Consider the following 21,762-nt stretch of genomic DNA (forward strand, 5'->3'; position numbering starts at 1 on the left):
TAAAATTAACTCAACTTGAGTAAAACTTATTTAACAATTAACAAATAGACTCCTAATAAAGTTACCTAGTAATAAAAAATATCTTGCGAGTGTCACAACTCAATAGTAGTATTTATATTATAAATAATTCAAACATGATAAATGCCAACTTTTGGGCTAAGTTATCTAAAGCAATGCGTTTAGCGCTAGGACGATTAAAGTGAAAGTTCTTGTTACCGGCGGAATGGGGTATATAGGTAGCCATACCTGTATCGCACTACATAAAGCAGGGATCACACCAGTTATCTACGACAACTTGTCTAACGCAAGCACTAAAGTTATCGAGCAGCTTGCACAAATTACAGGTAAGACGTTTGAATATATCGTTGCAGATGTTGGCGATCGTCAAGCGCTAACAAGCGCCTTAAAGGCACACAAAATACAAGCGGTTTTCCATTTTGCCGCGTTAAAAGCGGTCGGCGAATCAACGCAGCAACCTATTCGTTACTATCAAAATAATGTCGCCAACACCTTAACCATGTTGGATGTGATGTCGTTGATGAACGTAAAGAATCTCATTTTCAGTTCTTCAGCGACAGTTTATGGCGATCCACAATATTTACCCATTGACGAAAATCATCCAATTTCATCTACCAATCCATATGGTTGGAGCAAAGTGATGGTTGAACAAGCGCTCAAAGACCTTGCGGCAAGCGATAAGCAATGGCTAACAATAGCGTTACGATATTTCAACCCTGTCGGTGCAGACAAAAGCGGCCTTATAGGTGAATCACCAAAAGGTATACCGAATAATTTAATGCCGTTTATTGCGCAAACAGCTGTTGGTCGTCGCGATAGCATTAGTGTCTTTGGACATGACTATGATACACCAGATGGGACAGGCGTGAGAGATTACATTCATATCAGCGATTTAGCGCAAGGGCATGTTGACGCATTTTTAAACCATCAAAGCGAAGAAGGCAGCTATGCTTATAACCTTGGTACAGGTCAAGGGTACACGGTTCTGGAGATGATCAAGGCATTTGCCAAAACAGCAAACAAAGAGATCCCATATGATTTTGCACCACGTAGAAGTGGTGACATTGCCTGTAATTATGCAGATGCTGGCTTAGCTAAACGCAAATTAGGTTGGCAGGCTAAACGCGGACTAGACTCAATGACCGAAGATACTTGGCGTTGGCAAACCAATTACCCTAATGGCTTGGAATAACAATGACTCAATTTGAATATACGCATAGAAGAAAAAATCCATTAAGCGGTGACTGGGTGCTGGTTTCACCGCATCGAAACAATCGGCCTTGGTTAGGCGCAACAGAACAAACGAATTCTGTGCAACTTCCTAGCTATCAGCATGATTGCCCTTTATGTCCAAGCAATGAAAGAGCGAACGATACAACAAACCCTGATTATCAAGATACTTTTGTCTTTGTTAATGATTTTGGCGCACTAACGCATGAGTTAGCACAAGCTACTGAAATCACAGATGAATTATTTGACTATCAAGCAGCGACTGGCGAATGCAGAGTAGTTTGTTATTCACCTGACCATAGCAAAACTATGCCCGAGCTTTCCGTAAACGAACTAACAAAAGTCGTTACTACTTGGCGTGAAAACTACCTTAAGCTTGCTAAAACGTACGCCAATATTCATATTTTCGAAAACAAAGGCGAAATTATGGGCTGCTCTCAGCCACACCCTCATGGCCAAATATGGGCTCACCAGCATGCATCAAGTGAAATCGCTAACGAAGACACAAATCAATTGAGCTACTTTAAACGCAATGAAAGCTCTCTTTTAGGTGATTACTTAAGCAAAGAATTAGCCAATAACACTCGAATAATCTGTCAAAACGAGCATTGGGTCGCACTGGTACCATTTTGGGCTGCTTGGCCATTTGAAACTATGATACTAGCGAAAGATGACATTCGTCAGTTTGGTCAAATAGATAACCAACAAGCAAAAAGTTTAGCTGCGCTATTAAAAGAGCTTACCACTCGCTATGACAATGTCTTTAATTGTAGTTTCCCTTATTCAATGGGATGGCATAGCGCACCAACAACGCTTGAAGATGATAGCCACTGGCGCCTGCATGCCCACTTCTACCCACCATTGCTTCGCTCTGCAACAGTTAAAAAGCATATGGTTGGTTACGAAATGTTAGCTGAGAGCCAACGAGATTTAAGTGCAGAAACTGCTGCCGACATTCTTAAAAAAGCAAGCACTGTCCACTTTAAACAAATAAAAACAGCTTAGGCGCAGGGAGTTTCTTGATGGAAGTGACGCAATTAAACGCTAAATTTAGCCAGCTATTCGGGCAAGAAGCACAAGGGATTTCTTCTGCTCCTGGGCGGGTTAATTTAATCGGCGAATTTACTGATTACAATTTGGGGTATGTACTACCTTGTGCGCTTGAGTTCAAAACGCAGGTGCTATTCAACAGACGAAAGGACAACCATGTATGTGTATATTCACTCAATTACCCAAATGAATATGACACCTTTTCTGTGGATACAGCGATTATTCAAGGCGATTCACAATGGGGAAACTATATTCGTGCCGTTGCCTATGTTCTAAAACAACGAGGTTTTCACATTGGCGGTTTAGAGTTGTTAATAACTAGTGATGTACCTCAAGGCGCTGGCTTATCTTCCTCTGCTGCTTTAGAGGTTGCGATTACTGGCGCATTTAATCAAGCATTCAATTTAGGTATATCGAGTAAAGACATTGCCCTTATTGGTCAGCAAGCAGAAAATGAATTTATGCATTGCCAATGTGGCATTATGGATCAGTTGATTTCGGCACAAGGAAAAGCCGGGCATGCGTTACAGATAGATTGCCAAGATTTATCAACACAGGCAGTGACGATTCCAGAAGACTTGTCTTTAGTCATCGTTAACTCTAACTACCCCCGAAAGCTAGTTGAAAGTGAATACAACCAGCGCCGCATAGATTGTGAAAGTGCAGCGAAGAAAATGCAGGTCTCATCATTGCGGCTTGCAACATTAGCACGACTAAATGAAACAAAGGCACAATTAAGCGATAATGAATTTAAGCGGGCATATCATGTGATTAGTGAAAATCAGCGAGTAATTGATACGGTTAATGCATTAGCGAAAAATGATATGGGTGCACTTCACGACTTACTCGCCGCTTCACATAACTCTTTACGAAATAACTTTGAAGTAACCGTGCCAGCTACCGACGGTTTAGTAAACATTATTGCTAATGCACTACAAGGAAAAGGTGCGGTGAGAATGACTGGAGGTGGATTTGGTGGTGCAGTTATTTGTTTATGCCGAGCATCTGACATTGCAGATGTTAAAGCCGCTGTAGCCCGTGAATATCAGGCTAGATTCAATTTAACTGCGGATATATTTGTTTGCCAGGCAGGTAATGGCCTAGCTGTAACGACTTTTCACTAATCGCTTTTGGTTAACGGTAATAGTACCTAATTGTACATATTTAGAGGGGCGAAAACTTAACGTTTAAGCGTATAAATCTCTCTAAATCGCGAAGTGAACACTCCCTCGTTGTTCACTTCGCGCTTTTCAACCTAGCTTGTAACACGTTTACGTTGTTCAGTAAGTCCCATCGATAAAATATACGGCTCAGTTTTCTGGCAATCAATAAAGCTACCTTTATCCTTTATACCCTGCCAATTATCTGCCACTAAACATTGAGCAACTGCGCCTCCTAGCGTTGCACCCGGTCCTAAAATAATGAGCTTATCGGGGGCATATTCTTTAATCGCAACTTCAACAGCCTTACTAAATTGATACGGTTCAACTACTTGAGTCTGTAATGTGTAGTGATAGAGCTTATTAACATCAGTGCTATACGGTTGCCAAATATTCCCTAAACCATCGATTAATGGAATTGAAGGGGAATCAAATAACGCCGGGGACAACAGCTGTTGTGCCTTGTTTGCTGTATCTTGCAGTAAAGGTGTATGAAACGCCGCATGATTGAATAAATTCATAGGGTATCGATCGTCAAGCGGCGGCAATGCTTTAGCTAGCGCTGATAACCCCTCTTGATTGCCCCCAAAGACTCGATAACCTCCTAAAGCAATCGATAGATAAACTTCAGCATTTTCAACTTGTTTTGCTGCCAAGAGTGCCTGCTCAACACTCGCCAATCGCTCTTTGCTAATCTGCCAGTTGTCATCAACCACAGGATAAATCAACTGGCCGCCAATGACACCATTGGTCATCATAGAACCCATTGTGTTAATCAGCTCAATGGCATTCACAGGAGATAAAACTCCCGCCGCAGCCAAGGCAATATACCACCCCATAGAATTGCCAGTCACAGCGACAACGTCATATTCATCGCGATTAATCGACTGGAAATCAGCCATCGCACAGGCATATATAAGGGCAGAAGCATTTTCGCCAGCGGTATGCAATCGCATGGTGTAATTATCCATGCCATCTAATTCAGCAATAGCCATTTGTTCTTGCTGTGCACGGTATTCATCAATTAGGTTAATTAGTTCAACTTTATCACCGTGCAGACGCTTCAGGTAACCGAGTTCATCTTTATTGTATGTACCACGACCAGGGCAAATTACCACCGCACGTTGTTTGATTTTTTTGTTTTTCATGTCTAGGGGACTTTGTTTCGCTTCAATGCTCATTTATTTAGCCTCCACCATCACTTGTACTTTATCGACAATTTCTTGGCTTGAAGGTAATACGTGATAGGCCGCACTGCCTAATGGAATAAAGCTGTCTTTAGCGGTAATTCGCTCAACGTTTTGCGCTTGTGTTTCTTTACTCTCCTGTAACAAGGTAACTAACGCTTCACTTATAGAGCCTGTTTCTCTGCACTCATCAACGATTAGCACTTGCTGACAGCTTGCTACCTGAGCAATTATTCCCGCTTCATCGAGTGGCGCTAAGAAGCGCAAATCAACCACTTTTACTTCGACACCTTTTTCGGCAAGTAGTTGCTGGGCTTGCCGTGATAGATAGCAGCCATTGCCATAGGTTAAAATACACACCTGCTGACCATGACCATGCGCTTTCACACCTGTGTTTATAACATGCTCAGCCAATGATTGATGTTGATATTCCGAAGTCCATAGACCATCACCTTCTTCATGCAAATCTTTGGTCATGTATAAAGCAATAGGCTCTAAAAATATCACGACACGTTGCTGTTCTTGGGCCAATTTAATCGCGCTACGCATCATATCAACAGCGTCTTCACCGTTAGAAGGACACGCTAATACAACGCCTGGTATATCGCGGAAAACGGCAAAAGAATTATCATTGTGAAAATGCCCACCAAAACCTTTTTGATAAGCGAGCCCTGCAACACGTATCACCATAGGGTTGGTGTATTGCTTATTAGAAAAGAACGAAAGGGTCGCTGCTTCACCGCGAATTTGATCTTCCGCGTTATGCACATAGGCTAAAAACTGAATCTCTGGTATCGGCAGAAAACCATTATGAGCAAGCCCGATAGCACCACCTAAAATCGACTGCTCATCAAGTAAGGTATTCATGACTCGATTCTTACCAAAGCGCTCACTCAACTTCGTTGTTACGTTATATACGCCGCCTTTTCTCGCAATATCTTCACCCAGCATGACAATATTATCTTGTTCAGCTAAAGCGTCTAATAATGTCCAGTTGATTAATTTAGCTAAGTGTTGAGGCTTCTTTAAGTTATGCTTATCATGACTAAACAGTTTCGCACGCTGATCTGGGCTAACGGCTTTATAAAGTGCTTGCTGTTGTTGCTCATTAATTGCATCAGGAACAATACTCGCCATCACTTGTTCTGCACTGGTTAATCTTGGTCTGCTTGCGGCTTGTTCGGCTACATTTGCAACCCTTCGCTCAATTGCCTGATACATTTCAACAATTTGTGAAGCAGAAAGTATTCCATGGCTTAACAAAATATTGGCAGAATGTAGCAGTGGATCTTGACGTTCGGTTTGTTCAATTTTCGCCATGTCACGATAAACAAATTCAGCATCAGAGCCTGCATGACCAAGCAAACGCACAGTCCGTACATGTAAAAATACAGGTCGATGTTGCTCTCGAGCAATCTTTTCAGCTAACTTAGCTTTTTCATAGGTATCAACTAAGTTAAGACCATCACAATATAAATACTCAATCCCAGCACGATGTTGAAAATTAGCAGCAATCCATCCTGTAGGGGTTGACGTTGAAATGCCTATACCGTTGTCTTCACAAATAAATACGATCGGCATAGGTATCGATTGATAGGCAGTCCAGCCAGCACTATTAATCGCCCCTTGTGCAGTTGAGTGGTTAGCCGATGCGTCGCCAAAATTACAAATAATGACACCATCATTTTTCAGCTCCCCTTCATGGCCAAGTCGCTTTGCTAAGCCAATTGAAAATGCCGCCCCCATTGCTTTAGGTAAGTGCGAAGCAATAGTACTTGTTTGTGGAGGAATATTAAGTGCCTTAGAACCAAGCACTTTATGGCGTCCCCCTGAAATAGGATCTTCACTAGAAGCGGCAAAAGAAAGCAACATGTCATACAGCGGTGTTTGACCATCAACTTCTTTACTACGCTGCACGCAAAATGCACCGCTACGATAGTGTAAAAAAGCCATATCATCGGGTCTAAATGCTTTGGCATAAGCAGCATTTCCTTCATGCCCTGCACTGCCTATTGTATAAAAGCTCTGCCCTTTTTTCTGCATAACACGTGATTGCAAGTCTAAATGCCTGCTCATCACCTGTGTTTCGAATAAATCAATTACCTCTTCGTTAGTCAATCCGACTTCTTTAGGTGCTTTCTTACAACTCAGTTCGGGTAAATCACCACTTTCCACCCAACTGATAAAGTTTTCTTTAACTAACTGATTTCGATCCGCCACTAGCTTACTCCTATATTTGGTTTTCGTTTAGAAAAAAGCCTGTAGACCAGTCTGAGCTCGACCTAGAATAAGCGCATGCACATCATGAGTACCTTCATAAGTATTCACCGCTTCTAGGTTCATTACATGGCGAATAACATGGAATTCATCAGCTATACCGTTCCCACCATGCATATCACGTGCAACACGTGCTATATCAAGTGCTTTACCACAAGAGTTGCGCTTAATTAGCGAAATAGATTCAGTTGGTAAATTACCTTCATCCATCAACCTACCCGCTTGTAAACAAGTAAATAACCCGGTAGTAATTTCTGTTTGCATATCAGCAAGCTTTTTCTGTATCAACTGAGTTGCCGCTAATGGGCGACCAAATTGTTCGCGGTCAAGGGTATATTGACGAGCTGAATGCCAACAAAATTCTGCTGCACCTAACGCGCCCCAAGCAATGCCATAACGCGCCTTATTCAAACAGCTAAATGGCCCAGATAAGCCTTTGGCGTGAGGTAACATGTTATCTTCAGGCACGAAGACATTATCCATAACGATTTCACCGGTAATAGAGGCGCGTAACGAAAACTTACCTTCGATTTTCGGTGCAGATAAGCCTTCCATGCCTTTATCAAGAATAAAGCCCCTTATTACACCATCGAGCTTGGCCCATACGATAAACACATCAGCAACAGGTGAATTAGTAATCCACATTTTGTTACCAGTTATCCGGTACCCGCCATCTACTGCTTTAGCGTGAGTAGACAAACTCGCGGGATCAGAGCCTGAGTTTGGCTCAGTCAAACCAAAGCAACCAATAAACTCTCCTGTTGCTAGCTTAGGTAAGTACTTATCTTTTTGTGCTTCACTACCAAAGGTATAGATTGGGTGCATTACTAACGACGATTGAACACTCATCGCACTGCGATAGCCACTATCAACACGCTCCACTTCACGAGCAATTAAACCGTAAGCTACATGATTGACATTAGCACAACCATATTTTTCAGGAAGCGTACAACCAAGTAACCCCAGTTCACCTAACTCTCTCATAATCTCAACGTCAAATACCTCATCGCGATTAGCTTTTAGCACACGTGGCATTAGCTGTTCTTGACAATAGCTATGCGCACTATCGCGAATAATACGTTCTTCTTCGGTTAGTAGTGAATCGAGGTTTAATGGGTCTTGCCAGTTAAATTCTGGACGCTTGGCTGAAGTCATAGTTTTTCCATAATTTACAATAAAAGGTTAAAAACTATGCTAAAAGAGCTTAAACTAAAGATAAAATATAGTTTTTCTAGATTAACTATAGCTTTTACCTATACCACTAAAGATTTGCTTATGGACTTAAAGTCACTAAAATATTTCATTGCTGTATACGAAAACATGAGCTTTAGCGCTGCTGCAAAGCATTGTTATATTGCGCAACCATCGATTTCTTCTGCGGTAGCACAGCTTGAGTCTTTGCTATCGACAACACTATTTACTCGACATGCACGCGGTGTAAAACCGACAGCAGACGGCGAAAAACTCTATCCCTTGGCCAAAAAATTAATAGGCCAAGCTGGGGCTATTACTGCGTCGTTTAAAGAAACCCCTGAAAAACCTGAATTTCGCCTTGGCGTAACTCGTGGTCTAGGCGTTCAACGCATGAGTGCTTTATTGAAGGACTTTACAAGTACGGTGCCGAATATGGCATTAACTCTCGTACCACCGAATGCTGAATCAGACGCACGTATTATCACTAAAGAAGAGCTAGCGCTTAATGAAAGTTACTTGCCACTTTGGCAAGAGGATTATCTATTGGCTTTACCATACGATCACCCCTTGTCATTAAAAAGCTCATTGTCTTTAACTGATTTTCATCAACTTGCAATGATAAAACGTTCGCCATGCCAGGCTTGGCAACAATTAGAGGAGGTTCTTGCTCTTGCAGGCACAGCTCTAGATATTCGTGCACAAATAAGAACAATAGATTATGCACTTGGGCTAGTCAGTGCCGGCGTCGGCTGTGCAATTTTACCGGCTTACAAGGAGGTGTTAGCTCATAAAGACATTATTTTTAGGCCAATAGAAGAATTGCAACTAAGACGAGAAATTATTTTGGCATATCACGTTGAAAATGACATTTTCCAACAACTTAAACACTTGGTAAACGTACATAAATAACTGTAAACCAATCATTTATTCGTTAAATATAAATTTGTTATAAATTCGTGATAAATTCGTGAGCCCCTCGCGATAACTGTTTTCGATACTTAATTGACTTTAAAAAACAAACAAGTTCAATTGTAGAGGGAATAGTTATGAAAAAAATGAATTCAATTGCAAAGCTTACATTGCTAAGCACTTTATCGATAGGTGCACTAGCGTCAACCGCACATGCTCAAGATTTAGAAATCACTGTCACCAATTTAACTCAAGGCATCTATTTTACGCCGCTAGCAGTAAGTGCGCACACTAGTGAAATATCAATGTTCACCTTAGGGCAAGCTGCAAGTCCTGAACTACAAGCAATGGCAGAAGGTGGTGATATCTCAGGATTAGTCTCTCTATTATCCAATGCAGATGCCGATGTTGCTGAAAACCCAGCGGCTGGCTTATTAGCACCAGCTAATTCAACAACATTCGAGCTAACCAATAGTGACGGCAACGATTATTTGTCATTAACCGCCATGATGCTACCAACCAATGATGGGTTTGTCGGTTTAAACAGCTGGATGATCCCTGAGGAAGCGGGTACTTATACGGCTTTCCTTAATGCATATGATGCAGGCACCGAAGCTAACAATGAACTGGTTACTGAGGGCAGCGGCGCTCCTGGAGTTCTTGGTATTCCAGCCGCACCTGGTGGTATGGCAGGCACAGGTGGTACTGGTGTAACTACTGAAGAAAGCAATCAAACAATTCACATTCATCGCGGTAATTTAGGCGACGATAACGCAACAGGCGGATTAAGTGATGCAAATAATACTGTTCACCGTTGGTTAAACCCTGTAGCAAAAATAACTATCGTCGTTAAATAAGGAGGCCACAATGTATAAGCCAAATTCCTTAACAAACTCTGCTGCTAAAATTACTTTTGCAAGCATTACTATGCTACTTCTAGCAGGCTGTCCATTCGATGACGATGATGACAATGATACCGATGTCATTGAAATGCCTATGCCTGAACCTCCTGCAGAATATAGCTACCAAATTGAAGTAACCAACTTAACTAATGGTCAACCAATGTCGCCTGTTGCTGTTGTGCTTCATGGGGATGAACAACTCTGGCAAGTTGGCATGAGCTCAACAAATGCCTTGGAAATTCTTGCTGAAGGTGGTGACAATTCCTCGTTCACTTCACAAGAACAAGTATTAGCCGCCGCTAGTGGCGACGATATTTTGATGCCAGGGAATTCAACTACCATTTCGATAACCACTACCGATGAAATGGCCAACCATATTTCAATTGCCACTATGTTAGTGAATACAAATGACGCTTTCTCCGGTCTCACTGGATTAGATTTGTCATCTATGGCTGTCGATAGCAGTTTTAGCCGCAACATAGGCACTTATGATGCTGGTACTGAAGCCAATACAGAAGCAAGTGGTACGATACCGGGCCCCGCTGATGGTGGAACTGGATACAGCGACGTTCGAGATGACATTGATGTAGTTGCAATGCATGCAGGTGTAGTAACCGCAGACGATGGATTATCAAGCTCAGTGTTAAACCAAGCACATCGCTTTGATAACCCAACAATCAGGTTGACGATAACACGAACTAAGTAACGGGTTGGCCCTGGCCAACAAAGGCCAGGGATTATGACTGACAAGATATTAATAATAGAAGACGAGCAAGACATTGCTGAGTTAATCGCAGTTCATGTTCAAGAATTAGGGTTAACACCAAGTATTTGTCTTAGTGGCAAAAAGGGCTTGGAGTTAGCCCTTTCACAAGGTTTTCAGTTAATCATTTTAGATGTCATGTTACCTGACCTTAGCGGCTTAGATATTTGTCGCCAGCTAAGAGAAAGTAGCCCCTTGCAGGCAATTATTATGCTGACATCGCGTAGCTCAGAAACAGACCGAGTACTCGGTCTTGAGTTGGGAGCCGACGATTATTTAACGAAGCCTTTTAGTGTGAGAGAGCTTCAAGCAAGAATAAGAGTACAGCTACGCCGCGTACACAGTTTGCAAGGAATAGCTAAAACTAAAACGCCAGATGCGGTAACTTGTGTGGGTGAATTGATGGTGGATCATCAATGTCACAAAGTCACTTATTGTGACTCAGCAATAGAGCTTACCTCTACCGAGTTTGAGTTGCTAAGCTTCTTAGGAAAACATCCCGACCAGGTATTTTCTAGAAGCCAACTATTGGATTCTGTGTGGGGCTATCATCACAGCGGCTACGAACACACGGTAAATTCTCACATTAATCGGCTACGCAATAAATTAGAAAAAGACGTAACACAACCACAAATTATTCAGACGGTTTGGGGGGTGGGTTATAAGCTAAACTCCGCGGGAGTACATAGATGACATTGATTAAAAACTCACTTTACTTACGGTTAGCGATAACAGTTACGCTGACTTTTGTATTACTTGGTTATGTGTTCTATTGGTGGAGTAACTCACTAGCTCAACATTCACAATTCCAAGCCGAACAAAGGCTCCATATAGAGTTAGCTGAGCATTTGGCGCAAGATAACCCTTTATTACAAGACGGTGTTTACGACAAACCTGCGCTAGAAAACTTATTTCATACGTTAATGCTACTTGGGCCAGCATTTGAGTTTTATTTTCTTGACCCTAAAGGGAACATTCTTACTTATTCTGCTAAGCCGGAAAAAATAAAGCGCAAACGCGTAGACCTAATCCCAATAAATCAAATAATCGCAACACCTGAACAAGTACCTGTGTTTGGCGATGATCCCAGACATAATACTAGAACAAAAATATTCTCTGCAGCCCCTGTATACCAAGGCGAGACGCTACAAGGATACTTGTACGTTATTATTGGCGGCGAAATATATGATTCTATTTATAGCGCTGCAAAGGCGGATCAACAATTACTACGTAATATTGCATGGTTAGGTGGTAGTTTTGTGTTATTACTACTTTTACTTTTAGCATTATTTCGCAACTTCACTTCCCCTATTCGCTTATTGGTAAAGGATATTAATGCCATTCGAGCAGCAAACTTCGACCAATCAAAAGTTGATATTAACCATTGGAAAAAGAAAACAAATATCAGCGAAAGCAATGAAGTAGTGCAACTTGGTGATAATTTCTATGCCATGATTGAACAAATTAATAAGCAATTTCAACAACTCAAGCATAACGACAAAATTAGACGAGAATTGTTGGCACACCTATCACATGATCTACGCACTCCGTTGTCCGCAATGAAAGGATATGTAGAAACGTTATCTATTAAGAATGATGAATTAACTGCCAATGAGCGTCAACAATACATTAATACTGCATTGCGTAACGTTGAACAGCTTAAGCTACTAATTGATCAAATATTTGAATTAGCTCACTTAGAAGACGGCCAAGTGTCAGTCAATAACGAAACTTTCAACATTGGTGAATTACTGCATGACATCGTGGCAAAATTTACTATCACAGCACAACAAAAGTCAGTAAAGCTCCAATTGTCTCCTCAATACTGTGAGCGAATGGTTTTCTCTGACATCGCAAAATTAGAACGAATTTTAACTAACTTGATCGAGAATGCCTTACGACATACCGCACAAAATGGTGAAATCACGGTACAAATCACCAAAGTGAACGAAAAATTAAAAGTAAGTGTCGTTGATACCGGCTCGGGCATTCATCAAAAAGATCTCGCTTATATTTTTGATGCACGCTATCGAGCGAGTAACGCCATAGGTGAAAAAAATAAACACGCAGGGTTGGGGTTAGCTATTAGTAAACGCCTAAGTCAGATATTAAATAGTGAATTAAGCGTTTACAGTGAGCTAGGGAAAGGAAGTGAATTCTCACTTACTCTGTCCGCTGCCCAGTAACATACTTTCAATTTTTAACTATGTTTATGAAGGAGTTCGATAGCGTGTTCTTTATCGACTGCAGGGCTAAAGTAATACCCTTGAATCAGGTTACAACCGTAGTCATGCAGCCGCTCAAGCTGAGCTTGCTCTTCGACCCCTTCGGCAATAACTTTCATCTGCAACTTGCCAGCCAAATCTACTAAGGTTTGTATCAATAGACAGTGGCTATTATTGGTGAGTATTTTATCAACAAACGATTTATCAATTTTAAGGGTATCGGCAGGATACTCGATTAAGTTACTCAGCGATGAAAAGCCAGTACAAAAATCGTCTAAAGCGATTTTGATACCAGCTTCTCTTAATGTTGAAAGTGCCTCTTTAACATACTTATTCGATGACATAGCCACTGATTCTGTAATTTCAATCATGACATTTTGTGGTGGTATACCGGAGTTATTTATAGCGCCTTTAACCAACGACACTTGATCATTATCAGTTCTAAATTCATTGATTGAACGATTGATGCTGACACTAATATGATCATAACCTAATTCATGCATTTGTTTCAGGTCGGCACAAGCTTGTTCTAAAACAAACTGCCCAAGTGTTGAAATTAAACCAAACTCTTCGGCCATAGGAATAAACTCAGCTGGTGAAATAAAGCCAAATAAGTCATCAAACCATCGAACTAAGGCTTCAAACTTTTCAATTTTTTGGGTTTCAGCACAAATAATTGGTTGATAGTAAACCGTCAATTTTTGTTCTTCTAATGCGACTTTTAATTTATCTCTTAGTGCTAGCTTACGCAGATAAAGATTCTGCAATTCAGTATCATGAATACCAATTTTTGCACTTCCAGCAGTTTTTACTCGCAACATTGCATGATTTGCATTTCGTAAAATTTCCGTGGCATTAACACCACTTTCTGGATACTGTGCAAGACCAATACTGACACCAACATCTAATGATACTTTATCAATATTGAATGAAGTATTAAGTGCTTGTTGCACTTTGGCAGCCACCTTCTTTGACGCTTCAATATCATACTCAGGTAACACAACGGTAAATTCGTCACCACCGTAGCGACAAACAAAGTCATCATTATTAATGATATTAAGCAAGCGTCTACCTACAGCAACTAAAAGCTTGTCACCTAATTCATGACCATATATATCGTTAATCTCTTTAAAGCGATTAACGTCAATAAACAGCACCGTAAATGGCACTTGGAAACGTTCACCAAACATAACATGTTTATCTAACGTTTCGATAAAAGCACGACGATTCGCAAGGCCAGTAAGAGATTCTTTATTGGCATAAAATGTTAGTCGTTTTTCGGTTTCTTTCCATTGAGTAATATCACGAAATACCGCAACATAATTGGTGACAATTCCATGCTCGTCTTTTACTACACTGAGCGATAACTCCTCAGGAAAAATTTCACCGCTTTTACGTTTATTATAAAGCTCGCCTCGCCAAACCCCATAGTTTTCTAGGCAATGCCACATATTGCGATAAAACGATTTCTCATGCTTCCCTGATGAAAAAATAGATGGCTCTCTCCCGTACAGTTCACTTTTCCCATAGCCGGTTAGCTCTTCAAGTGCCCTATTCACCAAAATTATTTGATTGTTTCTGTCGGTGATCATTACGGCTTCAGAGGAGTGCTCAAAAACAATCCCTGATAACACCAGATCTCGATTTAACCGCTCGTGTTCGCTAATGTCTTGTACCGTTAATTGCACCACAACTTCATCGGTTAATTCATGCTTTCTAGCAACCCCCAAAACATTAAGGTACTTTTCTTGATTGTCCGGCGTATGAATTTTAAAGGTCGTGTTTATAGAGTCCGATGTACCTGTGCCCAATGATTTTATGTAATGTTCTATTTTTTCAATATCCCTTTCATCCACCATTCCTCTTAATTGCCCCATGGAAACAGGCTCACTAGATGCAACGCCAAACATAGCGTAAGCATAATCACTACCAATTAATAATTCTTTCGAAGGGTACCATTCTAATGTGCAAAGCTTGGCCAACTCTTCACCTAACGACATTTGAGAAATAAGTTGGCGTTGTTCCGATTCACTTATCTCGTATTTAAATTCGGCACCAATTAAGTATCCAACCTCTCTAAACCATGCTTTATCGCTATCTGCAATATCGATAGGGTGATCAAAAAGACAAACAAGAATTCCAACAGGCTTATCATTAAAAGAACGAATAGTGACAGCAACATAGCTATCAATACCCCAATCTACTAATGCAATATCATCTGGAAAGCACTCTTGAACGTCAGAGTTATAACAGCATGTCGATAATGAGTTTTTAGCTTCCGCACATGGTGTACCAGCCAAGTCGTACACAAAATTATCGCTAGCTATACCGTCCACTAAATGAAGAATTGTTTTAACACTATTGTCATCAATAAATTTACCAATAAAGCAATGCTTAGCGCGAAGTTTTTCATAAATGCTTTGCAAAGCGTGCGAGTAACGTTGTGTACTTCCTTGAATCGCAAAGAACTGTGCTAAATCATTTGTCATAGTTTCTCTTTCACCAAATCACTTTAATTGGCAACTAATTATTAATGTCTAAATTATTTGAATGTTCTACTCAAACCTTCAATGTCTTCAACGTTTCTAAATACGCTAACACTGATGTTTTCTACTTGTTGAGCAATGTCGGTATTGTCATGGGAAATACCACTGATGGTATGAACACTTTGCGTTATTTCATTGGCAACAACACTTTGCTCTTCGGCCGCGGTAGAAATCTGTGCTGTCACATCGCCTAGTTCATTCATCAAGCCTATAACTTCATCCATAGAGTTTTTTGCTTGAGCTGATTCTGAATTACACTGTTCAGCATTTTCTTTGCTTGCCAACATTAGTTGACTCCACGAGCTCAGTGTAGATTGTAAACCCTGAACAGAACCTCTAATTTGTTCCGTTGCTGATTGCGTTCGCCCAGCAAGAGTTCTCACTTCATCTGCAACAACAGCAAAACCACGCCCTTGCTCTCCAGCTCTCGCAGCTTCTATCGCAGCATTCAGTGCAAGTAAGTTAGTCTGATCGGCAATGCCTTCGATTTCGGCCATAATGTTGGCAATTTCATCAGCATCTGCCACCAACTTATTCGCTGTGCCAGCGGCATTTTCTACATCGTTAGCTAAGGTTTCTATTTTCGATTGACTTGAACTCACGACATTAATAGCTGTATCACAAGTTTCTTGTACATCTTTCACCTTATCATAGGCGTCTGTAGTATTTCGGCTAACTTCTTCTATTGTGCTACTCATTTGTGTGATCGCTGTAGCAAGCTGATCTAAATGGGAGCTCTCTTCCATAATGCCTTCAAAAGATTTGCTTGAAGAAGCTTGCAACTCCTCAGCTACGCCTTTTAAGTTGCGGCCAGAATCATTCCCTCTACCGAGGATGGTTCGTACTTTCGCCGCGAATATATGCCTTGGATAGTCAATAATGCCTATCAGCCCTTTACCACTTAGAATAAGTCTTGTTGGGCTGTCATATGCTTGTTGACTTTCGCTTACATATTTGGGCAGATTAATAAACTCTTCAGAAAAAATTCCAACAATAGCGACGATTAGCAGCATAGGCACCAAAGCTAACGCTATATTGCCAGACAACCAACTTGTTACCAATGCAGCCACAATTGTTGCAATTGCTGCTAACGATAGCTTTAACTGTCGATTAGCATGAAAATCAGTGACTGAATTACCGCCATTAATCGCATCATATAGCGATTGTGCCTTTTCTTTTTGCTCTTGCGTGGGTTTACAACGAACAGACTGATAACCAGTCACAACACCATTTTCATACAACGGCGTAACAAATGCGTCCACCCAGTAGTAGTCGCCATTTTTACAGCGATTTTTAACAAAGCCACGCCATGAATCACCGCGCTTTAATTTCTCCCATAAATCACCAAAAGCTGCTTTTGGCATATCAGGATGACGAACAATATTATGTGGTTTACCAAGCAATTCTTCTTGAGTAAAACCGGCGACTTTGCAAAAAACGTCATTTGCATAAGTAATTACACCGCGAGTATCAGTAATAGAGACAAGTTGCTCGGATTCAGGGAATAGTATTTCCTTACCGTTATTTGGCCTAATTTCCATATAAAGATTACTTAAATATATTTAATATAAATAATGACGCTCACGGTAACGAGTAAAGCTCTAGCATGCGCTAAGCTGCTAATTACGTGAACAAACAATTATTAGTTATTTTAGAACAAAATAAGGAGTTATGAGGAAAAAATTGTAAATATAAATTTTCAAACCATTGAAAAGAAAATAATTCTCTAGATAAGCAGCACCAATAGAATTGGCGCTATATCTCAAAATTATTTTATTTATTCAATTTTAAGCGATATTTTGATGAGGTAATTTAAACGACCTACCCGTAGCCTGCTCTTTGTATTCCGTGAGGAATTGCTCATCACTAAAACGCAGTTCTGTTACATCAAGTGTTGCACACATTGCTTTAAATGTATTTATATCCTGTTCACTAAATTGTGAATCATCGGCGTGTAATGTTCCGTCAAGAAAAGCAAAATCACCATTAATATTCATTTGAGCAATTGCTTTGTAGGGCTTTCCATAGCTATCAACTTTAAGTGCACGTACCATTTTTACTTCAAAAATCCAGTCGTCTATCCGCACACATCGAGAAATAGCATCGTTCATTGTTAGGGCCTATAAAAAGGCCGATTGCTGGTTGGGCGACAATCGGCAAGATGGGAAACATACAAGTTGGGCTGCGCCCGTTATATATTTATTTTTATATCTACTTTCGCTAAGTAATTTTTCAATTCCTGCTCACTGATCCCTTGATCAGCGTTAACATCAATTTCTTTAAACTGTTCTTTCAGTAACTTGTTATTTACTCCTAGCTCTTGTTGACTAATCAATCCATTTTTATCAGTATCAAGCGGTGTAAAAAGCACGTTAGTTTCTACAACTTCATCCGCCTTAACGACTTTTTCTTTCAAAGCTGCATCGTTTGCATTTACGGTTGTCGATGCTACCGCTGCAACGATTACAAATGCCGTCAACTCTAATAAACTGACTTTTTTCATATTTATTCCTTTTATTTTTGTGAATCGAAAATGATTGCTACACCATTCAGAAAATTAAACTGAGGTAATCTTCTGATTGTTATAGCTATTGCACAGTCCATACCAAAATCACAACCACTTGTTTTTTAATAACTTTATATTTATTGCCGAAATCCTAAAGGTTATTTTGTTGCCTACTAGCAACACTATTTATTTTTTTTCATTGATTTAATTAACAAATCAAATGACACTCTTAATTTTATCATTAAATAACATAGACTTAACCAAGTTAAACCTTACACCACTCACTGTCTCCATTTAGAGACAGTATTGATATTTGCTAGTAAATCACATACAAACGGCGTTGTTATTAATACAGGAAACTCGGCATGCGCTCATTTAGTGCTAGTTCATATCAATTAAAAAAAATGCTAAGCAATTTATCCGTAAAGCGTATGACCGTTTTAGGTTTTGCTTTGGTGATGACGCCGTTATTTGTAACTCTGCTTTATATGGCTGAGCAAACTAAGGCAATTTCAACAAAAGGCTCTGAATCAATTTTATCCGTATCTGAACTTATTGACGCCAATAGAGCGCTAAACCAATCACTGACTAGAATTGAAAGGTTTGCTAGTCAATATATTGTGTTAAAGGACCCTGAGTTATTAGAGCGCTTTAGCGTTGAACAGTTTAAGTTAGATAGCATAATTGATAAGCAACTAATGACATTCGGAGACATCGAGCTTAATCAAGAATTAACGAACCTAACCAACCAGTTAAGCTTCATTAGCCAACTGTTACCCGACTTGCCTGAAGAGTTTAATGAACTGATTGAAGTTGAAAAGCATTTTAAATCAATCAATACACATAATAATAAGATTCGCCAAAGGACGAACCTGTTAATTCAGGAAGCCGCTATTGATATTCGTAATCAAGCAAATAATGTCGATGAGGTAATTTTAAAGTCATTACTAATTGTGCCTATTTCCATGGCTATTGCCGCAATTTTTATTCATTTAATTACCGCACCGCTTAAAAGGCTGATCACAAACATTAAAAGGTTAGAGCAAGGTAAGTTTGAGCAAGAAATAAATTCTACTGGGTCATCCGAAGTAAGAGAAATTGCATTGGCTCTTGATACCATGCGCAGTCGTTTACACGCCTTAGAGCTTCAAAAGTCTAGTTTTATTCGACACATATCACACGAACTAAAGACACCGCTCGCGGCTATCAGGGAAGGGAGTTCTTTACTAAGCGACCATAGTTTAGGCGCACTAAATAATGGGCAACAAGAAGTTAGCGACATTATCGTTGGCAATGTCAATCGTTTGCAGCAGCTCATTGAAGACTTGTTGTCATTTAATGTGGTGCTTGACTCTAGTAGCTTACAAGATGCTGAAAAAGTGTATATTGCACCACTCATAGAAAACATTGTCGAACAGCACAAACTAGAAATTAACCGTAAGAATATTATTACCGAGCTTGTCATGGGTAGCGGCTATATATTATGCAATCGTAAGCAGCTAACGGTAATTATCGAAAACCTGCTATCGAATGCGATAAAATTCCAAGAACAGAACGGAAAAATAACCATCTCGGCCTCTATCAACAACCTTCGGCTAACTATAGCAGTTCAAGATACAGGACTTGGCATTTCAGACAACGAATTACCTTTAATTTTTGATGCGTTCTACCAAGGCCAAAGCAATCTAGATAATACGATTAAAAGTAGTGGTTTAGGATTAACTATAGTGAAAGAGCTGGTGATGCGATTAAATGGCTCAATAGACGTTAGCAGCAACTTACCTAAATCAGGTAACACCAATAAAGGTACTATATTCACAGTAACTTTACCTAAAGCTTTTACAGCGGAGTCTTCTTCATGAATAATTTTTTTATCGTCGCATTATGCTGTTGCTTGACCCTATCTGGCTGTAGCCAAATGTTTAGCCAGCATCAAAGATCAAGTAGCGCGACGTTAAAGCCTAACTTAGGCCAATATTATCAATGGATAAAGTCGCTAGAAGCTGAACAGCTCAATAGTGAAATCATACTTCAACAACAACGAAAAGCTGATGGTATTGAAAATGCAAAGCTCTATTTATTGATGCTTCATAGTCTACCGTCAGCTAATATTTTTAATCCATATACTGCGAAATCTATGCTCAATGATGGCGCATTCAATCAATACATTTACTCGACAGTTTCTTCAGAAGATTTAGCACTGATCACTTTATTGCGAGATCAGCTCAATCAACAGCTTTTACTTATTCAAGAGCACAAACAATTGATAGATAAAAATAATCAAGTAATTGCCAAAACTAACTTGCAACTTGCTATGCACCAAAAAGCCATTGCTCAATTGAATCAAAAAATAGCGCAGTTAAAAGCTATAGAAACACAACTAAGCAATCGAGAGGGTCAATAATGACTGACTTTTCAGATGTTAAAGCCACCAAACGCATTATTGTTGTTGACGATGATCCTAGCTTATTAAGATTGTTGAGTATTCGACTCACCGCCGCAGGTTACCAAGTAGAGTCTGCAGAGAACGCTAAAATAGCACTTGGCATGTTAACCAGCTTTGAACCCGATATGGTGATCAGTGATTTACGAATGGAAGGCATGGACGGCTTTGCACTATTTGAGCAAATACGTCGTCAGAAACCAAATCTTCCAGTCGTTATCATGACCGCACATGGCACAATTCCTGATGCAATAAATGCAACTAAACAGGGAGTATTTAGTTTTTTAACTAAGCCTTTTGAAAGTCAGCAGCTACTCGAGACAGTTGAACAAGCGCTAAGGTTACAGCCTAGTGGAGTGCAATCAAATCAAGACGAACAATGGCGTGAGAACATCATTACTCGAAGTTCAAAAATGGAGCAACTATTACAACAAGCTAAGCAAGTAGCTCAAAGCGACTTTAGCTTATTAATCCACAGCCAAAGTGGCACAGGTAAAGAGTTATTAGCCAAAGCCATACACCAAGCAAGTCCTCGACATCAACAATCATTTACCGCAATTAATTGCGCGGCAATTCCGGAAGCATTACTTGAATCAGAACTTTTTGGTCATGTTAAAGGGGCCTTTACTGGTGCTAATGCTCGTCATATAGGTTTATTTGAAGCAAGTGACGGAGGCACGTTATTTTTAGATGAAATTGGCGATATGCCATTGAGTTTTCAAGTAAAGCTATTAAGAGCCTTGCAAGAAAAAGAAGTACGCCCAGTCGGCAGTACTACGTCCATAAAAATTGATGTTAGAGTGATTTCAGCGACTCATAAGAACTTAAGAAAATCGATTTTAGAGGGCAAATTTAGAGAAGATTTATACTATCGATTAAACGTAATTGAATTAGAATTACCGCCGCTTGCTGGACGTAGAGAAGATATCCCATTGTTAGCTCAATACTTCTTAACGCAGCGAAAAGAGCTGGGTGGCTACCAACATATCAATGGTTTTGCTCAAGAAGCGATGGAGCTACTTATTTCAGCACCTTGGCCTGGCAATATTAGGCAACTTGAGAATGTGATAGAACAAAGTATTGCCTTATCCACCGAGCCATTTATTACAGAAAGCATAGTCAATAATGCGCTTCGCAATAAACCAAGCGAACTGCCGTCATACCAAGATGCAAAAGATCAGTTTGAACGAGACTACCTGAGTAAATTACTAAAGCTGACTAATGGCAACGTCACCAAAGCAGCTAAAATTGCTCAACGAAATCGTACTGAATTTTACAAGCTGCTTAATCGTCACCATCTAACACCTGAGGCATTTAGGGATTAATTGGACTTAGCTTAAAAACAAACCTTA

Annotated in this window: 18 protein-coding genes; 11 read left to right on the plus strand and 7 right to left on the minus strand. The window is 40.1% G+C overall.

Translation table 11 applies throughout. From position 1 onward, the window contains the following. The first annotated feature begins 199 nt into the window (after nt 1–199). Genes galE through galK form a run of 3 tightly spaced genes read left to right on the plus strand, consistent with a single transcriptional unit; the run spans nt 200 to nt 3,422 of the window. Nucleotides 200–1,210, plus strand: coding sequence for a UDP-glucose 4-epimerase GalE (galE, locus tag HII17_RS01330; RefSeq protein ID WP_169073526.1), 1,011 nt, complete (start codon nt 200–202; stop codon nt 1,208–1,210). A gap of 2 nt (nt 1,211–1,212) precedes the next feature. Continuing rightward, on the plus strand, nt 1,213–2,253 hold the full coding sequence (locus HII17_RS01335) for a UDP-glucose--hexose-1-phosphate uridylyltransferase (RefSeq protein WP_169073527.1): 1,041 nt from the start codon (nt 1,213–1,215) through the stop codon (nt 2,251–2,253). A gap of 17 nt (nt 2,254–2,270) precedes the next feature. Continuing rightward, on the plus strand, nt 2,271–3,422 hold the full coding sequence (gene galK, locus HII17_RS01340; RefSeq protein WP_169073528.1) for a galactokinase: 1,152 nt from the start codon (nt 2,271–2,273) through the stop codon (nt 3,420–3,422). Between the two features lie 131 nt (nt 3,423–3,553). Here the strand turns inward: galK and HII17_RS01345 are convergent, their stop codons facing one another. From HII17_RS01345 to HII17_RS01355, 3 genes are read right to left on the minus strand one after another with little or no spacing between them, the layout of a single operon-like run. Continuing rightward, the gene (locus tag HII17_RS01345; protein ID WP_169073529.1) at nt 3,554–4,639 is read right to left on the minus strand and encodes an ACP S-malonyltransferase; all 1,086 of its coding nucleotides are present in this window, start codon (nt 4,637–4,639) and stop codon (nt 3,554–3,556) included. Next, nucleotides 4,640–6,865: a dehydrogenase E1 component subunit alpha/beta gene (locus tag HII17_RS01350; protein ID WP_169073530.1), complete on the minus strand. Its 2,226-nt coding sequence runs from the start codon at nt 6,863–6,865 to the stop codon at nt 4,640–4,642. It lies immediately after the preceding gene. A 27-nt stretch (nt 6,866–6,892) separates the two neighbouring features. Beyond that, the gene (locus HII17_RS01355) at nt 6,893–8,077 is read right to left on the minus strand and encodes an acyl-CoA dehydrogenase (RefSeq protein WP_169073531.1); all 1,185 of its coding nucleotides are present in this window, start codon (nt 8,075–8,077) and stop codon (nt 6,893–6,895) included. A 120-nt stretch (nt 8,078–8,197) separates the two neighbouring features. Here HII17_RS01355 and HII17_RS01360 point away from each other — a divergent pair, with 120 nt between their 5' ends. The 5 genes from HII17_RS01360 (at nt 8,198) to HII17_RS01380 (ending at nt 12,876) form a co-directional block, all read left to right on the plus strand. Next, on the plus strand, nt 8,198–9,025 hold the full coding sequence (locus HII17_RS01360) for a LysR family transcriptional regulator (protein WP_169073532.1): 828 nt from the start codon (nt 8,198–8,200) through the stop codon (nt 9,023–9,025). A 146-nt stretch (nt 9,026–9,171) separates the two neighbouring features. Next, nucleotides 9,172–9,882: a spondin domain-containing protein gene (locus HII17_RS01365; RefSeq protein WP_169074126.1), complete on the plus strand. Its 711-nt coding sequence runs from the start codon at nt 9,172–9,174 to the stop codon at nt 9,880–9,882. Nucleotides 9,883–9,892: 10 nt separating this feature from the next. After that, nucleotides 9,893–10,633, plus strand: coding sequence for a spondin domain-containing protein (locus HII17_RS01370; protein WP_169073533.1), 741 nt, complete (start codon nt 9,893–9,895; stop codon nt 10,631–10,633). Between the two features lie 33 nt (nt 10,634–10,666). Next, nucleotides 10,667–11,383, plus strand: coding sequence for a response regulator transcription factor (locus tag HII17_RS01375; protein WP_169073534.1), 717 nt, complete (start codon nt 10,667–10,669; stop codon nt 11,381–11,383). Continuing rightward, the gene (locus HII17_RS01380) at nt 11,380–12,876 is read left to right on the plus strand and encodes a sensor histidine kinase (RefSeq protein ID WP_211185215.1); all 1,497 of its coding nucleotides are present in this window, start codon (nt 11,380–11,382) and stop codon (nt 12,874–12,876) included. Before HII17_RS01375 ends, HII17_RS01380 begins: the two co-directional genes overlap by 4 nt. A 14-nt stretch (nt 12,877–12,890) precedes the next feature. Here HII17_RS01380 and HII17_RS01385 read toward each other — a convergent pair whose 3' ends face one another. The 4 genes from HII17_RS01385 to HII17_RS01400 form a co-directional block, all read right to left on the minus strand. Then, nucleotides 12,891–15,404, minus strand: a complete 2,514-nt coding sequence (locus HII17_RS01385) for a putative bifunctional diguanylate cyclase/phosphodiesterase (protein ID WP_169073535.1) — start codon at nt 15,402–15,404, stop codon at nt 12,891–12,893. A gap of 53 nt (nt 15,405–15,457) precedes the next feature. Then, complete coding sequence (locus HII17_RS01390; protein WP_169073536.1) at nt 15,458–17,002, minus strand: methyl-accepting chemotaxis protein; 1,545 nt, start codon at nt 17,000–17,002, stop codon at nt 15,458–15,460. Nucleotides 17,003–17,248: 246 nt separating this feature from the next. After that, complete coding sequence (locus HII17_RS01395) at nt 17,249–17,572, minus strand: hypothetical protein (protein WP_169073537.1); 324 nt, start codon at nt 17,570–17,572, stop codon at nt 17,249–17,251. An 80-nt stretch (nt 17,573–17,652) separates the two neighbouring features. Continuing rightward, nucleotides 17,653–17,964, minus strand: a complete 312-nt coding sequence (locus tag HII17_RS01400) for an EF-hand domain-containing protein (protein ID WP_169073538.1) — start codon at nt 17,962–17,964, stop codon at nt 17,653–17,655. A 368-nt stretch (nt 17,965–18,332) separates the two neighbouring features. Between HII17_RS01400 and HII17_RS01405 the strand changes: the two genes are divergently transcribed. From HII17_RS01405 to HII17_RS01415, 3 genes are read left to right on the plus strand one after another with little or no spacing between them, the layout of a single operon-like run. Beyond that, nucleotides 18,333–19,829: a sensor histidine kinase gene (locus HII17_RS01405; RefSeq protein WP_169073539.1), complete on the plus strand. Its 1,497-nt coding sequence runs from the start codon at nt 18,333–18,335 to the stop codon at nt 19,827–19,829. Further along, on the plus strand, nt 19,826–20,371 hold the full coding sequence (locus HII17_RS01410) for a hypothetical protein (protein WP_169073540.1): 546 nt from the start codon (nt 19,826–19,828) through the stop codon (nt 20,369–20,371). The genes HII17_RS01405 and HII17_RS01410 overlap by 4 nt, the downstream gene beginning before the upstream one ends. Next, nucleotides 20,371–21,735 (plus strand): sigma 54-interacting transcriptional regulator, encoded by a 1,365-nt coding sequence (locus HII17_RS01415; protein WP_169073541.1) that lies wholly within the window; start codon nt 20,371–20,373, stop codon nt 21,733–21,735. Before HII17_RS01410 ends, HII17_RS01415 begins: the two co-directional genes overlap by 1 nt. The last annotated feature ends 27 nt before the right edge of the window (nt 21,736–21,762 follow it).

Source organism: Thalassotalea algicola, assembly GCF_012932965.1.
GTDB lineage: Bacteria > Pseudomonadota > Gammaproteobacteria > Enterobacterales > Alteromonadaceae > Thalassotalea_F > Thalassotalea_F algicola.